General features: G+C 63.6%; 13 protein-coding genes. 10 read left to right on the plus strand and 3 right to left on the minus strand.

Annotated features, from left to right (window positions below; translation table 11 throughout):
* Window positions 1-166: 166 nt before the first annotated feature.
* The 3 genes from JWV26_RS14840 to JWV26_RS14850 are packed head-to-tail and all read left to right on the plus strand — an operon-like array spanning window position 167 to window position 2,558.
* Window positions 167-808 (plus strand): hypothetical protein, encoded by a 642-nt coding sequence (locus tag JWV26_RS14840; protein ID WP_241201220.1) that lies wholly within the window; start codon window positions 167-169, stop codon window positions 806-808.
* Window positions 778-1,650: a hypothetical protein gene (locus JWV26_RS14845; protein ID WP_241201221.1), complete on the plus strand. Its 873-nt coding sequence runs from the start codon at window positions 778-780 to the stop codon at window positions 1,648-1,650. Before JWV26_RS14840 ends, JWV26_RS14845 begins: the two co-directional genes overlap by 31 nt.
* Window positions 1,647-2,558: an ABC transporter ATP-binding protein gene (locus JWV26_RS14850; RefSeq protein ID WP_206417199.1), complete on the plus strand. Its 912-nt coding sequence runs from the start codon at window positions 1,647-1,649 to the stop codon at window positions 2,556-2,558. The genes JWV26_RS14845 and JWV26_RS14850 overlap by 4 nt, the downstream gene beginning before the upstream one ends.
* 113 nt (window positions 2,559-2,671) lie before the next feature.
* Here the strand turns inward: JWV26_RS14850 and nadC are convergent, their stop codons facing one another.
* Window positions 2,672-3,520: a carboxylating nicotinate-nucleotide diphosphorylase gene (nadC, locus tag JWV26_RS14855; RefSeq protein ID WP_206417200.1), complete on the minus strand. Its 849-nt coding sequence runs from the start codon at window positions 3,518-3,520 to the stop codon at window positions 2,672-2,674.
* A gap of 403 nt (window positions 3,521-3,923) precedes the next feature.
* Between nadC and JWV26_RS14860 the strand changes: the two genes are divergently transcribed.
* From JWV26_RS14860 to JWV26_RS14875, 4 genes are all read left to right on the plus strand, one after another.
* Window positions 3,924-6,224, plus strand: a complete 2,301-nt coding sequence (locus JWV26_RS14860) for a DUF1631 domain-containing protein (protein WP_206417201.1) — start codon at window positions 3,924-3,926, stop codon at window positions 6,222-6,224.
* Between the two features lie 218 nt (window positions 6,225-6,442).
* Window positions 6,443-6,994, plus strand: a complete 552-nt coding sequence (gene ampD, locus JWV26_RS14865; RefSeq protein ID WP_206417202.1) for a 1,6-anhydro-N-acetylmuramyl-L-alanine amidase AmpD — start codon at window positions 6,443-6,445, stop codon at window positions 6,992-6,994.
* Between the two features lie 2 nt (window positions 6,995-6,996).
* A complete protein-coding gene (gene ampE / locus JWV26_RS14870) occupies window positions 6,997-7,830 on the plus strand; it encodes a regulatory signaling modulator protein AmpE (RefSeq protein ID WP_004424955.1) in 834 nt (277 codons plus the stop codon).
* Between the two features lie 366 nt (window positions 7,831-8,196).
* On the plus strand, window positions 8,197-10,227 hold the full coding sequence (locus tag JWV26_RS14875) for a methyl-accepting chemotaxis protein (protein ID WP_206417203.1): 2,031 nt from the start codon (window positions 8,197-8,199) through the stop codon (window positions 10,225-10,227).
* A gap of 195 nt (window positions 10,228-10,422) precedes the next feature.
* On the opposite strand, the gene JWV26_RS14880 is transcribed toward JWV26_RS14875, so the two are convergent.
* The gene (locus JWV26_RS14880) at window positions 10,423-11,202 is read right to left on the minus strand and encodes a TatD family hydrolase (RefSeq protein WP_206417204.1); all 780 of its coding nucleotides are present in this window, start codon (window positions 11,200-11,202) and stop codon (window positions 10,423-10,425) included.
* 136 nt (window positions 11,203-11,338) lie between these two features.
* On the opposite strand from JWV26_RS14880, the gene JWV26_RS14885 reads away from it, so the two are divergent.
* Entirely contained in the window at window positions 11,339-13,393 is a 2,055-nt protein-coding gene (locus tag JWV26_RS14885; protein WP_206417205.1) for an AsmA family protein, read from the plus strand.
* A gap of 82 nt (window positions 13,394-13,475) precedes the next feature.
* Here JWV26_RS14885 and cra read toward each other — a convergent pair whose 3' ends face one another.
* Window positions 13,476-14,462: a catabolite repressor/activator gene (gene cra, locus JWV26_RS14890; protein ID WP_206417206.1), complete on the minus strand. Its 987-nt coding sequence runs from the start codon at window positions 14,460-14,462 to the stop codon at window positions 13,476-13,478.
* 237 nt (window positions 14,463-14,699) lie between these two features.
* Between cra and ptsP the strand changes: the two genes are divergently transcribed.
* The gene (gene ptsP, locus JWV26_RS14895) at window positions 14,700-17,561 is read left to right on the plus strand and encodes a phosphoenolpyruvate--protein phosphotransferase (protein WP_206417207.1); all 2,862 of its coding nucleotides are present in this window, start codon (window positions 14,700-14,702) and stop codon (window positions 17,559-17,561) included.
* Entirely contained in the window at window positions 17,561-18,481 is a 921-nt protein-coding gene (gene pfkB, locus JWV26_RS14900; protein WP_206417208.1) for a 1-phosphofructokinase, read from the plus strand. The genes ptsP and pfkB overlap by 1 nt, the downstream gene beginning before the upstream one ends.
* Window positions 18,482-18,488: the final 7 nt, after the last annotated feature.

Here is an 18,488-nt window from a genome sequence, read left to right on the forward strand (position 1 = left end):
GCATATGTTTTCTGATTTTCGTTCGGGCGTCCTGCTCGCTTTTCGAGCCCATTTTCTCTGGCTCGCTAGTATATCGCTCTTTTTTCTGCTGCTTATAGTCTGGATGGCCTCCGAGTTCAGCGGCCGCCAACCTGCAACCGTAGGGCTGGACGTTGGGCTGTCGGTGATGCGCCTGATCCTTCCGCTGATCATGGTCCTGATGGTGCAGGAACTGCTCTCGCGCGAGTTCGACAGGCGTTATTTTCTTTCTTCCCTGACGTATCCGCGTGCCCGGCAGGGTTTGCTGTTGGGGCGCTTCGCTTCGGTTGTGATATTGATGGCGTGCATGCTGATCGTGATGGCGATTGCGCTCGGCCTGCTGGTGGTCTGGATCGGAGAAGACTACGCCCAGGCCACCGGCGTTTCGCTGGGCTGGCCTTACGTCGCGACCGTGGCGCTGATCGGGCTGGATCTGCTGGTGCTGACGGCGCTGGCTGTCTTCCTGGCCATGGTCGCCTCCACGCCCAGTTTCGTGCTGATCGGTACGCTGGGCTTCATGCTGATGGCGCGCTCCTTCGCGGCCATCATCGAACTGCTGACGCGCGAAACCTGGGTCGTCGAGGGCGCGGAAAGCTACCGAGCCGGCGTCGGTGTGCTTGGCTACCTGCTGCCGGACCTGGGCTCGCTCGACATCCGCATGACGGCCCTCTACGGTCGTATGGAGTTCCTGCCCAGTGACCTGGGTGTGCTGGTGATCAGTTGTCTGGCATACGCCTTCGCCTTCCTCTGGTTGGCGGTGTGGGTATTGCAGCGCAAGCGTTTCGCCTGATCATGTTCAAGCGCTCTTTGAGTCTTCTGCTCGCTCTTGCCGGTTTCGCGGCATTCGTGGCTGCGGTGCTGTGGCGCAGTGGTCAGCCGATCATCTTTCACAATGCTACGGTCAAGGACCGTGTTGTGGTGTCGGCCCCGGTCTTGACCGCGCTTTATGCGGGTGATCGCTTTCTCGCTGCGAACATGGAGGCCATACGCCTCTCTGCCACGGCTGTGGACCAGGGGCAAGCCGACATTCATTATTTGGTTCGTGCGCAGGTGGTCGTCGCCCAGCTCAATGCCTGCCACGAAGACAACTATTACCTGGCCAACGGTTTGCTGATCTGGGGCGGCGCGGTTGCCGAGGGTAACGAGGTATTGCGCAGGGCCATGAGTTGTCGTTTCTGGGACGGTATCCCGCCCTTCTTCTATGGCGTCAACCTGGCTTTTTTCGAGAAAGACAAGACGCAGGCGGTGCAGGCCCTGGAGTTGTCTGCAGAGCGCTGGCCGGAGAACGCTGTCACCTTGCGACGCATGGCAATCATGTTGCGAGCCGAGGCGCTGGCAGATGAGCGTTTGGCATTGAATTACCTGATGCAACAGCGTGATACGACCCATGATCCCAAACTGCGGGAGATGCTCGACAAGCGAGTGATGCGACTGCAGGGGTTGATCGACCTGCGGGCTGCCCAGCGTCGCTACGAGGAGGGTCATGGTCCTTTGCAGGATTTGCAGCAGTTGGTCGACTCAGGGGCGATGGCTATGCTCCCGCAAGACCCGTTGAGGCTTGGTTACGAGTTACGCGACGGGCGAATCGAGTTTAAAGAACTGAAAATTCCCGGTATGGAGAGTCAGCAGTGAGTGCTGTGCTGGAGTTCAAGAACGTCAGCCAGACGTTTCGTGTCAAGGGCAAAGAGGTTCGGGCGCTGAAGGACATAAGCTTCGCGCTCACCGAGGGCGAAGTGTTCGGTTTTGTCGGGCCTAATGGCGCCGGCAAGTCCACGACGATCAAGGTTATGCTCGACATCATCAACGACTATCAGGGCCAGGTGAGCATCTATGGTGTGGATGCGCGCAATGCTTCGGCTCGTGCGCCCCTGGCCTACGTGCCCGAAACGCCGGCTCTTTACGAGCAGTTCACGCCGCTGGAAATCTTGCGCATGGGGCTTGCCATGTACGGGATCAAGGGGGGCGACGCCGATGCCAGATGCATGCACTGGCTGGAGCGTTTCTCCGTCGATATGAATGCCAAACGGCGGATTCGTGAACTGTCTAAGGGTAATGTTCAGCGGGTAGCGCTGGCCCATGCGATGGTCGTGCAGCCCAGGTTGCTGGTGCTGGACGAGCCGCTTTCCGGTCTTGATCCAGTCGGGCGTAAGGATGTGGTGGATATCCTCACCGAGTTCAAGCAACAGGGTGGGGCGATCTTCTTCACCTCACATGTGCTGCATGACGTGGAACGTATTGCCGACCGTTTTGGCTTTATCAACAAGGGTGAGTTGCTGACCGTGCGCTCGCCGCGCGAGCTGGCTGCCGAGCGGGCTGACGATATGCTGGTGCGTTATCACGCCGCGCAGCCGATAGGTGAGCCGCTGCGTGTGCTGCGTGAGGGTGAGTTCGAGTGTGAAGTGCTGCAGGCCGAGCTGCCGGCCTTCATTGCACAGTTGAACCAGGTGGGCGGTCATCTTCTGACGGTCAAACCTGCGGTTTCACTGGAAACGGTGTTCTTTAATATTCTCGATGGCGCCGCCAGGAAGGCGACAGCCTGACCTGGCTCGGCATTCTTGGCGCGGAGGGGGGCACAGGGGCGAGCTTTGGGGGCTGGTGGGGTGGCTCCATATTGATTCGCCGTGAGGCGCAGCTCCTTCAGTGAGTCGGTGGCTTACAAGGCCAACCGCATCGACAAATCCACCGCCTTCACATCCTTGGTCAGCGTCCCCAGCGAGATGTAATCCACCCCCGTCTCTGCGATCGCGCGCAACGTGCTGTCATTGATCCCGCCCGAAGCTTCGAGCTTGGCGCGGCCGGCGGTGAGTCTTACGGCTTCGCGCATATCCTCCAGTGACAGTTCGTCGAGCATGACGATATCGGCTCCCGCTTCCAGTGCTTCGCGCAGTTCTTCCAGGCTTTCCACTTCGACTTCCACCGACTTGCCCGGGGCGATCTGGTGGGCGGCGTTGATGGCCTGGGCAATGCCGCCGCAGGCAGCGATGTGGTTTTCCTTTATAAGGAAGGCGTCGTACAAGCCGATGCGGTGGTTGTGGCAGCCGCCGCAGGTCACCGCGTACTTCTGCGCCAGGCGCAGGCCGGGGAGGGTCTTGCGGGTATCCAGCAGTTTTACCTGAGTGCCTTCAACCAGGTCGGCATAGTGACGGCAGCGGGTGGCAACGGCAGACAGGGTCTGCAGAAAGTTCAGTGCGCTGCGCTCGCCGCTGAGCAGGGCGCGGGCCGGGCCTTCGAGGCGGAACAGGGTCTGGTCGGCGCTGACCTTGTCACCATCCTGCACCTGCCAATGCACCGCGACGCGCGGGTCGAGCTGGCGAAATACCGCATCGACCCAGGCTGTGCCGCAGATCACGGCCTCTTCACGCGTGATCACGCGGGCGCTGGCCAGACGCTCGGCCGGTATCAGCTGGGCCGTGATGTCGCCGCTGCCCATGTCTTCGGCCAGGGCGCGACGGACGTTGGCTTCGATTTCGCTGCTGAGGTCGGCGAGGGTGAGGTTGGGCATGATCGGCTCCGGTGTAGACGAGCGGCGATTATAGAGGCACGCAGGGTCAGGGCAATGGGCTGGAGTGTGCTCGCAGGCATCGACTGGCAAAGGATTTCGCTGCGGCATGCAGCGTCAGAAGAGGCATGTGCGGCCCGACCAGCGGGGCAGCGTCACAGGGCTGTCAGCGTTAGGCTGTAGACATACGGCTGTCGTGTATTGGCTACCGTCTGGAGGTGGCGTGTAGCTATCTGTGATCTGGGTCATGTCTGTAGGAAAAATTGGCTTGGTATGGCGCGCAGCCTCCCTATAATGGCTTTACTTTTTTCATTATTGACGCCAGGCCTTTGACGTTACGGACGACGCTCGGTTGACGCTGTGCAGACCAGGAAGCTCGAGTTCGGGCAGTCTGCGGGAGACTAGAATGAAGACCGACGCGAATGTGGTGCACCTGAACAAGGCCACCGCAGAGCAATCGCCAACTTCGCCGGTAGGAAGACTGCCCGTGGCGCTGATTCAGGTGCGTGACAAAGCGGCGCAACAGCTCAAGCAGAACCTGCAGAGCCTGTTCGACAATGCTGACGATACCCTCTTCGAGATGGCGGATCGGGCGACCAGCAATGCCGAGCAGAATGCTTTCTTCGAAGCCATGCGCGACCTGCGTCTGAAGCGCAAGAACATCGAGCGCGGCTTTCTGCAGAAGGTGTTCGAGTCCTTCGCCAATCTCAATCAGTACGAAATCGGCAAACCACAGCCAGCGCTGGATGCCGTGTCGTTCGATAGCCTGAGCCTGGTACAGAACGACGAGCTGGAAGAAACCGTGGCGCTGGACGCCATGGTAGCCAAGGTGATGAGCCGAGACGCTGTTGCGTTGGGTCATCTCACCACGCGCCTCAATGCGGTGATCAGCAAGAAGCTGGACGACAAGAGCAACCCGCTCGGCCCGACCCTGCTCAGCGAATACTTCCTCGACGCCTGCGGTAGCCTGGGTGTGGAGATCAAGGTCAAGCTGATCATCCTCAAGCTGTTCGAAAAGTACGTGCTCGGCAGCTGCGACATGCTGTATGCCGAGGCCAATCAGGCGCTGGTCAGCGCGGGCGTGTTGCCTGAGCTGAAATCCGCACCGCCGCGCCGTCAGCAGCGCCCGGCAGCTTCCACTTATGTTCAGTCGTCCGGCGAGGAAGGCATTCCCTTGCTCGAAGGCGCCGATCAGGGTGTGCAGGAAGTGTTCGGTGCGTTGCAGGATCTGCTCTCGCAAGTGCGCGGCACGGCGATGCCACGCCGGGCTCAAACAGCCGATGCAATGCCGATCACCAGCAGCGACCTGATGCGCCTGCTATCGCACATGCAGCAGCGTGCCCCGACGCAGGTCAACGTGGAAGATTTCGATCTTCGCGACCAGCTCGAACGATTGCTCGAGCGCGCCAGCGCCAAGAGTGGCAAGGCGCGGGTGGTTGGCGAGGTCGATGAAGATGTGATCAATCTGGTGTCGATGCTGTTCGAGTTCATTCTCGATGACCGCACCCTGCCTGATTCGCTCAAGGCACTGATCGGCCGTCTGCAGATCCCGATGCTCAAGGTTGCAGTGCTGGACAAGACCTTCTTCAGCCGTGGCAGCCATCCGGCGCGCCGCTTGCTCAATGAAATCGCCTCTGCTGCGCTGGGTTGGGTCGATCAGGACGATGCGCAGCGTGACAGCCTTTATCAGAAGATCGAACAGGTGGTGCAGCGTCTGCTGAACGACTTCGTCGATGATCCGGCGATCTTCTCCGAACTGTTGGCCGAGTTCATGGCGTTCACTGGCGATGAGCGTCGTCGTAGTGAGTTGCTCGAACAGCGTACCCGCGATGCCGAGGAAGGCAGCGCCAAGGCCGAACTGGCCCGCCGTCAGGTCGAACATGCCCTGAACGAGAGGCTACTGGGCAAGACCCTGCCGGAAGTGGTGGTGCGGTTGCTGCAGGAAGCCTGGAGCAAGGTGCTGATGCTCACCTGTCTCAAGCATGGCGTGGAGTCGGACGAATGGCAGGCTGCGCTGCAGACCATGGATGACCTGGTCTGGAGTGTCGCCCCGCACGAAGATCCCGAGGCGCGTCTGCGTTTGCTGGAGCTGGTGCCGGGCTTGCTCAAGGCGCTGCGCGAAGGCATGGCCAGTGCGGCGTTCGATCCGTTCTCTACCAGCGAATTCTTCAGCCAATTGGAGGTGCTGCATGTGCAGGCCTTCCAGCGCTTCAAGCGCGCGGCCCCGGAAGCCGAGACGGTCGTTGCCGAGGATGCTGCACACACCGATCCGAGCGAAGCCGGCATCGAGCTGCCACTGCTGGAACTGCCGGCGGCCGAAGAGGTCGAGGACGCTCCGGCGATGGTCGAGGTGGTCGAAGAGATCATTCTGCTCGCGCCGGGCCAGACCCGTCCGCAGGAGCCGGATGTGGTGCTCCCGGACGACGACGAGGCGCTGCTGCAGGTGGACAGCCTGCGTGTGGGTAGCTGGGTGGAAATCCAGGAAGATGAAGAGCACAAGCTGCGCTGCAAGCTGGCGGCCATCATCAAACCCACCGGCAAGTACGTGTTCGTCAATCGCACCGGCATGAAGGTACTGGAGAAGACGCGTAACGCGCTGGCAGTGGAGTTCCGTCGCAACGCCGTGCGCCTGCTTGACGATGCGCTGCTGTTCGACCGCGCCCTGGAGTCGGTCATCGGCAATCTGCGCAAGCTCAAGCACAGCTGATCGTTGCCAGGGAGCCCTTCGCTCCTGGCAACGGCCTGGTCTGTAGGCTCCCCGCCCCGGTTTAAATCCTCCGGCGTGCTCGATATGGATTCGCCGCGAGACGCGGCTGATACATGTCGTGATCCTCGATTTTTCCTCCTTTGCACATCCTGTTGCGGCCTCGCGCTTGGCCGCCGTAGCCACCTGCTCTAGAGTGGTGGCACGTTCAGGAGTGCCACATGCAGCTCGACCATTCCACTGGCTGGTTTCAGGGCATCCCTCACTGCCCATCGCCGAATTTCAACGCTCGCCCCGGTGGCGAGATCTCTCTGCTGGTGGTGCACAACATCAGCCTGCCGCCTGGGCAGTTCGGCACCGGCAAGGTACAGGCGTTCTTTCAGAACCGCTTGCCCGTGCACGAGCATCCTTTCTTCGCTGAGATCGCGTCCCTGCAGGTTTCCGCGCATTTCTTCATCGAGCGTGATGGCGGGCTGACGCAGTTCGTCTCCTGCCTCGATCGTGCCTGGCATGCCGGGGTTTCCTGGTTCGAGGGGCGCGATAACTGCAATGATTTTTCGCTAGGAGTGGAGCTGGAAGGGACGGATGATCAGCCCTACACCGACGCTCAGTACGCCAGGTTGGTCGAGCTGACGCGACAGTTGCTGGATGCCTACCCGGCGCTGTCGACGCAGCGTATCCGTGGCCACAGCGATATCGCGCCTGGGCGCAAGACCGACCCGGGGGCAGCGTTCGACTGGTCGCGTCTGCACGCCGAATTGAAGGAGAGGTAGCAATGAGTTTTCTGGTGATTCTGCTGGTGCTATGGGTCGAGAAATTTTCTGCCTGGCGTCTGCGCATCCAGCAGGACGGCCCCTGGTTGGCGCAACTGCAGCGCCTGCAACAAGGCGGCCTGCAGCAGGCCCCGTGGCTGTGCCTGGCCATTCTGGTGCTGTTGCCGGTGTTGGCGCTGGGCCTGCTGTTGCTGATCCTCAAACCGCTGGCATATGGCTGGCTGGCATTTCCGGTGCATTTGCTGGTGCTGATCTACAGCCTGGGGCGTGGTGATCTGCTGGCGGCGTTGGGGCCGTTTCGCGACGCCTGGCGGCGCGGTGACGGTCAGGCGGCTTACCACGTGGCCGAGCGTGATCTGGCACTGCAGCCGGAAGAGGGGACCGAACTGCTGCAGCAGGTTCAGGGGCATCTGTTGTGGCAGGCCTATCAAAGCTTTTTCGCCGTTATCTTCTGGTATCTGCTGCTCGGCCCCATGGCGGCGCTCGCTTATCGCCTGTTGGCCTTGAGCGCCGAACATGCGCAGCAAGCCGCCCTGCGTGAGCGCGCCGTGCAACTGCGCCACGCCTTCGATTGGCTGCCGGCGCGGGTACTGGCTTCCAGCTTCGCGTTGGTCGGTAATTTCGTCGCCGTCAGTCGCGCCTTGCTGCATGAGTTGCTGAGCTGGGACATTTCTGCCGCGCAACTGGTGATCAAGGCCGGACGTGCGGCCGGTGAGATGCCGCCGCCGGTGATGGGCGAGGAGGGCGTCAATACCCTGGATCAGCTGTGGCAACTGCTGATTCGTGCTGCGGTGGTCTGGTACGCCGGTTACGCGGTCTGGGTGTTATTCATCTAGAAGTGCCCGTCGAGAGCCTGAGCCTCTCTGTTTCGTCGTGCTGGCTTTATGGGAGCCGCGCCCCGCGGCGAATGGCGGAGTAAGAGCAAAACAGCATTCGTCCCGAGTCGGGGCTCCTACATGGCCTTAGCTGGATTCGCTGGGCGCGCGTTTAACCTTAAGTTACAGAGACGGGTGTCGATAAGGGGTATAAGGAGGCGGTAGCCGACCCTGTTTGGTGATTTTCGTCACATTTATCTGCCTGTATTCGCCGCGTAGATTCACGCGCCACAGGTCGGGCTGCGCAGGACGCCGTTGTCAGCCCGTAAGAGGCTCTGCGGCCGTTCGAGCTATACCAATAACAATAATGGCAACTGGAGACGTCTAGTGAAGACCGTGTTGTATCCGGCCATCGCGCTGATGAATCGCCTCAGCTTCGGCATGAAGTTCAGCCTGATCAGCGTTTTATTCTTCCTGCCCATGCTCGTCACCAACTTCTATCTGGTGCGCGATTCCTATCGTCAGTTCGTCGGCACCCAGACTGCCCTGGAAAGCCTCGAACTACTCGGCAGCAGCCTACAACTGCGCCGTGAACTTGAGAGCCTCAACGATCTGGTGCAGATCAACTCGATGATCGGTCAGTCCGGTCAGGCGGGGGATCTGGAGGGGCGTATAGATCAACTGCAGCAGTCGCTAAATGCCGGCCTGCAAGGGCTGCAGCCGGTGACCGGCGATGCCGAGCAGGCAGCGGAGTTCGTTGCCAAGCGCGACGAATTGCTGGCCGAGCTGAAAAGTGCAGAGGCCGAGACCTCTTTGCAGAGCAAGACCGTCATCGTCGAGAAGCTGCTGGGCTCCTCCCAGGTCTTCATCAAGCTGGTGGCCGGCCAGGCGGGGTTGAGCCAGGACCCGCAACGCCAGGTGCGGCAGATCACCGAGCTGATCACTAACGTCACCCCGCAGATCACCGATGTGCTCAGCCAGGGCCGTGCCATCGGCGCCTATTCCCTGGGGCAGGGTTTTCTCAATTCCGCGGCCAGTACCAAGTTCGACGACCTGCTGCTGCAGTTGGAGAAGTTGCACGCCGAGTACGGCCTGAATCTGCAGGAGGCACTGGCCGGTAACGTCGCGGCGCAGAATGGGCTGGGCAGCCTGGCCGAAGCCAGTCGCCAGAGTCTGAAGGACAGCGGCGTGCTGTTCGAGGATCAGGTGATCATCGCCGACAGCCTGGATACGCCCTGGGCGCAGTTCTACGATCAGGTCAGCCAGGAAATGGCCAAGACCTACGCCTTCAACGACGGCCTGCTGGCATTTCTCGATAGCCAGTTGAGCGAGCGGCTGACCGAGAACCGTGCGCAGATGGTGTTGCTGGTGGTGGCGTTGGTGGTGGTGTTCCTGTTGATCGTCTACCTCTACAGCGGCTTCTACGTTTCCACCCGCTCTACCCTGAAAAACCTGGGCAAGGTGATGGACAGGGTTGCCGCAGGCGATATGACGGCCAACTTCCAGGCACAGAGCCGAGACGAGCTGGGCGAGCTGGGGCAGGTGTTCAACCAGACCGTGGTGCGTATCCATGACCTGATCGAGCGCGTCGGGCATACGGTGGGCGAGGTCGGTGGCCAGGCGGATCGTGTCGAGCTGGTTTCAGGCGAGAGCAACCAGGCGGTGGCCGGTCAGCGTGCACAGATCGAGCAGGTGGCCACGGCGATGAACCAGATGTCCGCCACTGCCCAGGAGGTGGCGCGCAGCGCCGCCGCAGCGGTGGGTAGCGCGCAGAGCGTGAATCAGGAGACGGTCAGTGGCCGCGCGTTGGTCGAGCAGCAGGTCGGTGCGATCCAGCGTCTTGCCGGTGAAATCGACCAGTCAGTGGCGGTGATCAACCAGCTGGCCAGCGACAGTGCGGCGATCAGCCAGGTGCTTGATGTGATCAAGGGCATAGCCGAGCAGACCAACCTGCTGGCGCTCAATGCCGCCATCGAGGCGGCGCGCGCTGGTGAACAGGGTCGCGGTTTCGCCGTGGTGGCTGACGAGGTGCGCAATCTGGCCAAGCGCACGCAGCAGTCCACCGAAGAGATCGAAGCGATGATCGCCAAGCTACAGGGCGGTGTCGGTGCCGCGGTGAAGGCGATGAACGCCAGCCACCAGATGGCGGATGGCACGGTCAGCCAGTCGGCCAAGGTGCAGCAGGCCCTTGAGAACATCCTCGGCGCAGTGGGCATGATCGTCGATCAGAACCAGCAGATCGCCGCTGCGGCCGAGCAGCAGACGGCGGTGGCGCACGATATCGACCAGAACATCGTCGAGATCAACCACGCGGGTGAGCGCACCGCTGCCGGTGCCAGCCAGACCGAGCAGGCCAGCCGCGAGCTGAGCGAGCTGGTTACGCGTCTCAAGCAGTTGATCGGCGCGTTTCGGGTCTGATCGCCGCGTGGGAGGCGCTTTAGCAGCGATGCTTTGCAGTCGTCGCGGCTGAAGCCCCTCCCACAGCACTCCCGCGGCCGTTGCTCTAGCGGCGCCCCACCGCGAACATGGGCGGCTCGATCTGGAAACATTCACCCCGAGGCGGGGCTCCTACGGACGGTCGTGTAGGGGGATTTGCCTGACCATCTGTGCGGTCTATGCCCAGCCGAACAACTCATCCGCATTACGGCTGCTGGCCGTAGCCAGCTCTTCGGCGGTAACGCCACGTAGCGCGGCAAGCTCGGCACAGATTTCTGCCAGGTACTCCGGGCTGTTGCGCTGGTTCGGGTGCATGGCCGGGGCCATGTCCGGCGAGTCGGTTTCCAGCACGATGGCCTCCAACGGCAGTTGCGCCACCACCTTGCGCAGGCGATTGGCCTGCGGCCAGGTGGCGGCGCCGCCGAGACCGAGGCGAAAGCCCAGCTTGATGTACTCGCGGGCTTCCTCATAGCTACCGGCGAAGGCGTGGATGATGCCGCCGCGTGCCAGGCGAAAACGCTTGAGTGTGGCAATGGTCGCGGCATGGGCGCGGCGCACGTGCAGCAGCACCGGTAACTCGAACTCGGCGGCCAGTCGCAGCTGCGCTTCGAACAGCGCTTGCTGGCGCTGCCGATCCAGGTGTTCAAGGTAATAATCCAGACCGAACTCACCGACGGCGCACAGCTTGTGGTGCCCGGCCAGTTTGCCCAGCCAGTCGTGCAGCTCAAGGAGATGCTGCGGGTGGTGGTCTTCCAGGTAGACCGGATGCAGGCCGAAAGCTGCGTACAGGCCTTCATTCTTTTCGACCTGCTGCCACAACCGCTGCCAGTTGGCCTGGTAGACGCCAAGCACGACCATGCGCTGCACGCCCAGCGCGTGGCTGCGCGCGAGTACTTCGTCGCGATCAGCGTCGAAGTCGGGGAAGTCCAGGTGCGTATGGGTGTCGATCAGGCGCATTGGTCTGCTCACCAGCGGGCGTTCAGAATCGGCTATTTTCCCCTTTCACGCCAGGACAAGGGAGCGTTGGCGAATCTTTTCAGTCGTATGGACATGGACGCGTTTCACTCGGGCAGTGAAATAAGGAGGTCGCTGGGTGCGCCATTTACGCAAGTTTGTAGGCGCATTGTTCGCCGTTTTCCTGCTGTTGCTGGCGGCGTTGATGCTGTTTCTGGTGCTGTTCGATTGGAATAGGGCGCGGCCGCTGATCAATGAACAGGTTTCTGCGGCCCTGAATCGGCCGTTCGCCATCGAGGGCGATCTGCGCGTGGTCTGGCAGCGTGAAGCTGGCCAGCAGGGTTTGAGCGCCTGGCTACCCTGGCCCCATTTTGCTGCCGAGCAGTTGCGCCTGGGCAACCCGGACTGGGCGCAGGGCGATACCTTCGTCAGTCTCGACAGCGTGCGTTTACGCCTGTCGCTCCTGCCGCTGCTGTGGAAGACGGTGAGCATCCCCAGTATCGAACTCGGCGCGCCGGTCGCCGATCTGCAGCGCCTGGCCGATGGCCGGGCGAACTGGGTGTTCGATCTGGGCAAGGAGGCGGCGGACGACAGCAGGCAGCCCAGCCCCTGGACGCTGGATATCGGCACCATCGGCTTCGACAAGGGGCAGGTGAAGGTCGACGACAAGATCAGCAATACCCGCCTGGAGGCAATTATCCAGCCGCTGGGCGAACCGATCCCATTCGCTGATATCGTCGGCAAGAGCGCGGCCGAGCGCCTGACCGAGAGCAATGCCAGCGCCCAGGATTACGCTTTCGCCTGGCAGACCAAGGGCAGCTTCCGTGGCCAGCCGTTGACCGGTGACGGCAAGGTCGGTGGCCTGCTGGCGCTGCATGACGCGTCGCAGCCGTTCCCGTTGCAGGCCGATCTGCGCATTGGCGCGACCCGTATCGTGCTGGCTGGCAGCCTGACCGATCCGCAGAATCTGGGGGCTCTGGATCTGCGTTTGCGTCTGTCCGGCACCAGCCTCGGTCAGCTGTATCCGCTAACCGGCGTGACCTTGCCTGACACCCCGCCATACAGCACCGACGGTCGCTTGCAGGCCAGCCTGCACGATGCTGACGGGGCGATCTTTCGCTACCTCGGTTTCAATGGTCAGATCGGTGACAGCGATATCCATGGCGACCTGACGTTCGTGGCCCGCGAGCCACGGCCGAAACTGTCGGGGAGGCTGACCTCCAACCAACTGCTGTTCAGTGACCTGGCGCCGCTGATCGGCGCCGACTCCAGCGCGGACAAGCGCGAGCGTGGCGAACGGGACGTGCAGCCGGCGAACAAGGCGCTACCCGTTTCCGAGTTTCGCACCGACCGCTGGCGCGCGATGGACGCCGATGTGCGCTTTGTCGGCAAGCACATCGTGCACAGTGAGCAGTTACCGATCACCGATCTCGACACCCATGTGGTGCTCAATGACGGCATGCTGAGTCTGGAACCACTGCGTTTCGGCATGGCCGGCGGTGTGCTCGACTCGCAGATCCGGCTCAATGGTGCGACCACGCCGTTGCAGGGGCAGATGCGTTTGCGCGCGCGTGACCTCAAGCTCAAGCAGCTGTTTCCCACCTTCGCGCCGATGCAGACCAGCCTCGGTGAGCTCAACGGCGATGCACGCATCAGCGGCCGTGGCAACTCGGTGGCCGCTTTGCTCGGCAGCGCCGATGGCGAGTTGAAGATGCTGATCAACGATGGCGCGGTGAGTCGCGGGCTGATGGAAATCGCCGGGCTGAACGTCGGCAACTACCTGGTCGGCAGGCTGTTCGGCGACGAGGATGTGAAGATCCACTGCGCGGCAGCGGATCTTGGCATCAAGCAGGGGCTGATGAGCACGCGGCTGTTCGTCATCGACACCGACAATGCGGTGATCAAGGTCGACGGCAGTGCCAACTTCGCCAACGAGCGGCTGAACTTCACCATCACGCCCGCGACCAAGGGCTTTCGTATCTTTTCCCTGCGCTCGCCGCTGTATGTGCGCGGCACGTTCAAGGAGCCGTCACCAGGCGTACAGGCCACGCCGCTGGCGCTGCGTGGTGTTGGCCTGGTAGCGCTGGGCATTGCGGTGGCGCCAGCGGCTGGGCTGCTGGCGCTGGTGGCACCCAGCGCTGGCGACGAGCCGAGCCAGTGCGCGCCGCTGCTGCAGAGGATTCAGGGTGGTTAGCAGGATGCATCAAAGCTAGATGTAGGGTGCGTCGCGCGCACCGGCCTGTTCCGACAGTCGGTGCGCATGGCGCACCCTACTCTCAGGTTCGGTCCTTGAAGCTGCGGCCGATGGCCTCGATGCCGGGCTGATAGTCGTTGTGTTCCACCGCCTGCAGTGTCCAGGCCAGCACGCGCTCGGCGATGCGTTCGTGCTGCTGGCTCATGGCATTGACCCGCAACGTTAGGAAATCCAGCAACTGGGTATCGCCGAAGGTGGCCAGGCGCACTGAAGGCCATTGCTCGCTGCTCTGTTCGCGTAGCGCATCGAACACCCCTTCGAGCAGCACGTAGGCGGTGGTCAGCAGCGCATCCGGCGAGCCGACTTCCTCCAGCAGCGTTTGCATCTGTCGGTAGCCGCAGGCGCGGCTGAACAACTCGCCGTGGTAGACGCTGACGCGCCCGTCGAAACCTTTCAGTGCCGAACGGAAGCCGCGTTCGCGCGCCTGGCTGATGACCAGCTCCGCACGGGCGCCGAGCAGGGCGACATGCTGGGGTTTGGGCGTCAGCAGGCTTTCGGTCAGGGTGCGCCCGGCCTGTTCGTCGTCGCTGACCACCGAGCGGATGTGGGTGGGCGACAGCGCGCGATCCACGGCCACCACCGGCAGGCCGGCGGCGACGATGGCCGGATACAGCGGATCGTCCGCAGGCAGGCAGCTGGCGACGATCAGCGCCTCGCAGCGGCGTGAGCGGAACAGCTCGAGCAACTGCCGCTCGCTGTTCGGATCATCGTCGGAGCTGGCGATCAGCAACTGATAGCCGGCGGCGCGCGCCTTCTGTTCGAGCAGCTTGGCCAGGCGCGCATAACTGGGGTTTTCCAGGTCCGGCAGGATGAAACCCAGGCAGCGGCTTTGCCCGCGGCGCAGGCTGGCGGCCTGCTGGTCTGGGAGATAGCCATGCTCCTCGACCACGGTCAGCACCCTGGCCACGGTCGCGGGGCTGATGCGCCGACGTTCGGCCTGACCGTTGATCACGTAGCTGGCGGTGGTCACCGAGACCTGTGCCAGGCGGGCGATGTCGCTGAGTTTCACGGGCGCAGCACCATGCAGGGAAAGGATTTCGAGCGTGAGAACGCGGCGAGTCTACACCGACTCGACGACGACTGGGCTTCAAGGATTACCCATTATCGGATAAGGTGCCAGCGTTTGATGAAACGTTTCAGCAATGCGGTTCATCAGCTAGTCTTGAGGGTGTTTGGGGGCATAAGTGAGCGTCGAACCCGTGAACACCCTTCTCAATCAGAACAAGAATCCAAGCCGGAGGCACCCATGCTCGAACTCGATGCCAGTCAAATCCAGATGGGCCGGGCGGCGGCGAACAAGGGCGAAGCCCTGGCCATGCTCGGCGATGCGCTGGCCAGTGCCGGCCTGGCCACTGCGGCTTACCTCGAAGGCCTGCAGGCGCGCGAGGCCCAGGGGTCGACCTTTCTCGGCCAGGGCATCGCCATCCCCCATGGCACGCCGCAGACCCGCGATCAGGTGCTGCGCACCGGCGTCAGCCTGATCCAGTTCCCCGCGGGCGTGGACTGGGGCAACGGCCAGCAGGTCTACCTGGCCATCGCCATTGCCGCCCAATCCGACGAGCACCTGCACTTGCTGCAACTGCTGACCCGCGCCCTGGGCGAGGGCGATCTGAGCCAGGCGCTGCGTGAAGCCCGCGAGCCGGCGCAGATACTCGAACTGCTGCAGGGTGCACCGCAGGCGCTGGCGCTGGACGGTCAACTGGTGGCGCTGGCGCAGCCCGCCGAAGACTTCGATGAATTGCTCTGGCAGGGCGCACGCCTGTTGCGCCAGGCCGGCTGTGCTCGCAGTGGCTTCGCCCTCGGGCTGGCCCGTGGCGAGCCGCTGCCGCTGGGCGATGGCCTGTGGTGGCTGCACAGCGAGGCCAGTGTCGAGCGGCCCGGCCTGGCTTTCGTCACCCCGGCGCAGCCGCTGAGTTTTCGCGGTGAGGCGTTGCGCGGCCTGTTCTGCCTGGCCAGCCAGGGCGAGGCGCACCGTCAGGCGCTGGAACGCCTGTGCGATGTGCTGATCGGTGGTCGCGCGGCCGCCTTCAGTGAAGCCAGCGATAGCCGCCAGGTGATCGAGGCGCTGGGTGGCGAGGTAGCGCCGGACTGGCCCAGCCTCAGCGTGCCGCTGCTCAATGCCCATGGTCTGCATGCGCGCCCGGCCAAGGCACTGAGCGAACTGGCGCAGGGCTTCGCGGGCGACATACGCGTGCGCCTGCTTGGCGATACGGGCGCCGGGGTCTCGGCCAAGAGCCTCAGCCGCCTGCTGGCGCTGGGCGCACGGCGTGGTCAGATGCTCGAATTCAGCGCCGAACCGGCGATTGCCGACAGCGCGCTGCCGGCCATTCGCGCCGCGCTGGAAAGTGGCCTGGGCGAAACGGTCGAGCCGCTGAATGAAGCGCTGCCCGAGGTCGCGGCGCAGCTGGAACCGGTCGAAGCGGTTGCTCCTGCTGCCGGTAGCCGTCTGCAGGCGGTCGGTGCCTCGCCCGGCATCGCCATCGGCCCGGCGTTGGTGCGCACGCCGCCGGCGTTTGATTTCTCTGAGCAAGGCCTGGGTGTCGAGCAGGAACGCGCGCGTCTGGATGCAGCCTTGGCCGCTGTCGCCGCGCAGATCCAGCGTTTGGTCGATGGCGCCGGTGTGGCGAGCATTCGGGAAATCTTCAGTGCCCACCTGGCCATGCTCGCCGATCCAGCGCTGCGTGAAGACGTCGACGCCCGCCTGGCCAAGGGCGCGAGCGCCGAAGCGGCCTGGCAGGTCGAGGTCGAGGCGGCGGCCAAGCGTCAGGAAGCGCTGCATGACCCACTGCTGGCCGAGCGCGCAGCGGACCTGCGTGATATTGGCAACCGTGTGCTGGCGCATCTGTGTGGCGTCGAGCTGCCCAGCGAACCGAACGAGCCGTACATCCTGGTGATGGCTGAAGTCGTGCCGTCGGACGTCGCTGGCCTCGACCGGCAGCGCGTGGCCGGCATCCTGACCGCGCAGGGTGGCGCCACCGCGCATAGCGCGATCATTGCCCGGGCCTTGGGGATTCCCGCTGTGGTCGGTGCCGGCGATGGCGTGCTGGCGTTGGCGCAAGGCACGCCGCTACTGCTCGATGGCGACAGCGGCCTGCTGCGCATCGCCCCGGATATAGCTGAGCGCGACCAGGCGCTGCATGAACGTGAGACGGCGCAGCAGCGTCGCGAGCAGGCGCATGCCGCGCGCTTCAACGATGCGCAGACGCGCGACGGTGTGCGTGTGGAGGTGGCAGCCAATATCGGTGCCAGCGGCGAAACCGCCGACGCGGTGGAGCTGGGCGCGGAAGCGGTGGGCCTGCTGCGCACCGAGCTGGTGTTCATGGAGCATGCCCAGGCCCCGGATCACACCGCGCAGGAGCGTGAGTATCGACGCGTGCTCGATGCGCTGGCCGGTCGCCCGCTGGTGGTGCGTACGCTGGATGTCGGCGGCGACAAACCCCTGCCGTACTGGCCGATGCCGGCCGAAGAAAATCCTTTCCTTGGCGTGCGTGGCATTCGCCTGAGCCTGCAGCGTCCGGAGATTCTGGAAACCCAGCTGCGCGCCTTGCTCGCCTCGGCCGATGGCCGGCCGCTGCGGATCATGTTCCCCATGGTCGGTTCGGTGGAGGAGTGGCGTGCGGCGCGGGACATGGTGCAGCGGCTGCGCGAAGAGATCGAGGTACGCGACCTGCAGGTCGGCATCATGATCGAAGTGCCCTCGGCGGCGTTGTTGGCGCCGGTGCTGGCGCGTGAGGTCGACTTCTTCAGTATCGGCACCAACGACCTGACCCAGTACTGCCTGGCCATCGACCGCGGCCATCCGCAGCTGTCGGCACAGGCCGATGGTCTGCATCCGGCCGTGCTGCGCCTGATCGAGATGACCGTGACCGCTGCCCATGCCCAGGGCAAGTGGGTCGGCATCTGCGGCGAGCTGGCCAGCGACCGTCTGGCCGTGCCGCTATTGGTCGGCCTGGGCGTGGACGAGCTGAGCGTGACGCCGCGCTCGATTGCCCTGGTCAAGGCGCGTGTGCGTGAGCTGGACAGCCGCCAGGCGCGAACCCTGGCCGACCGCGCCCTGACCCTCGACAGTGCCAGCGCCGTGCGGGCGCTGGTGGCGGAGATGCACTGATGGCCCGAATCCTGACCCTGACCCTGAACCCGGCGCTGGATCTGACCCTGCGTCTCGACCGTCTGCAGCCCGGTGCTATCAACCGCTGCCATGAGCTGCGCAGCGACGCCGCTGGCAAGGGTCTGAACGTCGCCCAGGTGCTGGCCGATCTTGGTCATACCTTGAGTGTCGGCGGCTTTCTCGGCCGCACCAATGCCGCACCGTTCGACAGCCTGATGCACAAGCGCGGCTTTCACGACCTGTTCGTCCGCGTGCCGGGCGAGACGCGCAGCAATATCAAGCTGGCCGAAGCCGACGGCTGTATCACCGACCTCAACGGCCCCGGCCCGCAGGTCGAGACCGAGCACCTTCAACGTCTGCAGGATGAGCTGGAGCCGCTCCTGGCCGGGCATGACGCCGTGGTGGTGGCCGGCAGCCTGCCGCGTGGGGTGACGCCGCAATGGTTTGCCGGCCTGCTGCGGCAGATCAAGACCAGTGACGTGCCGCTGGCGGTCGATAGCAGTGGCGAGGCCCTGCGTGCGGCGCTGAGCGTCGCGCCCTGGCTGATCAAACCCAACGAGGAAGAACTGGCCGAGGTCTGCGGCAGCGATCTGTCCGCCGCCGTGCAGGGCCTGCGCGTACAGGGCATCGAGCATGTGCTGCTGTCGCGCGGCGCGGCCGGTGTCGACTGGCATGGCCCGGACATCGCCCTGCGCGCCGTACCGCCGCGTGTCGAGGTGGCCAGCACGGTCGGTGCCGGCGACTCGCTGCTGGCGGCCAGCCTGCATGGTCTGCTCGAAGGCTGGCCCGCCGAACGCACCCTGCGCCTGGCCACGGCGGTGGCCGCGCAGGCGGTCACCCAGATCGGTTTCGGCATTCACGATCGCGAGCAGCTTGCCCGTCTCGAGGCGGCCGTACAACTGCACCCCATAGAAGAATAAGAGGCAC

It is taken from the genome of Ectopseudomonas toyotomiensis (assembly GCF_017167985.1).
GTDB lineage: Bacteria > Pseudomonadota > Gammaproteobacteria > Pseudomonadales > Pseudomonadaceae > Aquipseudomonas > Aquipseudomonas toyotomiensis.

Excerpts from the sequence above, each read along its gene's own strand:
- ampD (WP_206417202.1), top strand. The coding sequence starts at position 6,443 with ATGCAGCTCGACCATTCCACTGGCTGGTTTCAGGGCATCCCTCACTGC.
- nadC (WP_206417200.1), bottom strand. The coding sequence starts at position 3,520 with ATGCCCAACCTCACCCTCGCCGACCTCAGCAGCGAAATCGAAGCCAAC.
- JWV26_RS14840 (WP_241201220.1), top strand. The coding sequence starts at position 167 with ATGCGCCTGATCCTTCCGCTGATCATGGTCCTGATGGTGCAGGAACTG.
- ampE (WP_004424955.1), top strand. The coding sequence starts at position 6,997 with ATGAGTTTTCTGGTGATTCTGCTGGTGCTATGGGTCGAGAAATTTTCT.
- JWV26_RS14880 (WP_206417204.1), bottom strand. The coding sequence starts at position 11,202 with ATGCGCCTGATCGACACCCATACGCACCTGGACTTCCCCGACTTCGAC.
- pfkB (WP_206417208.1), top strand. The coding sequence starts at position 17,561 with ATGGCCCGAATCCTGACCCTGACCCTGAACCCGGCGCTGGATCTGACC.
- JWV26_RS14860 (WP_206417201.1), top strand. The coding sequence starts at position 3,924 with ATGAAGACCGACGCGAATGTGGTGCACCTGAACAAGGCCACCGCAGAG.
- ptsP (WP_206417207.1), top strand. The coding sequence starts at position 14,700 with ATGCTCGAACTCGATGCCAGTCAAATCCAGATGGGCCGGGCGGCGGCG.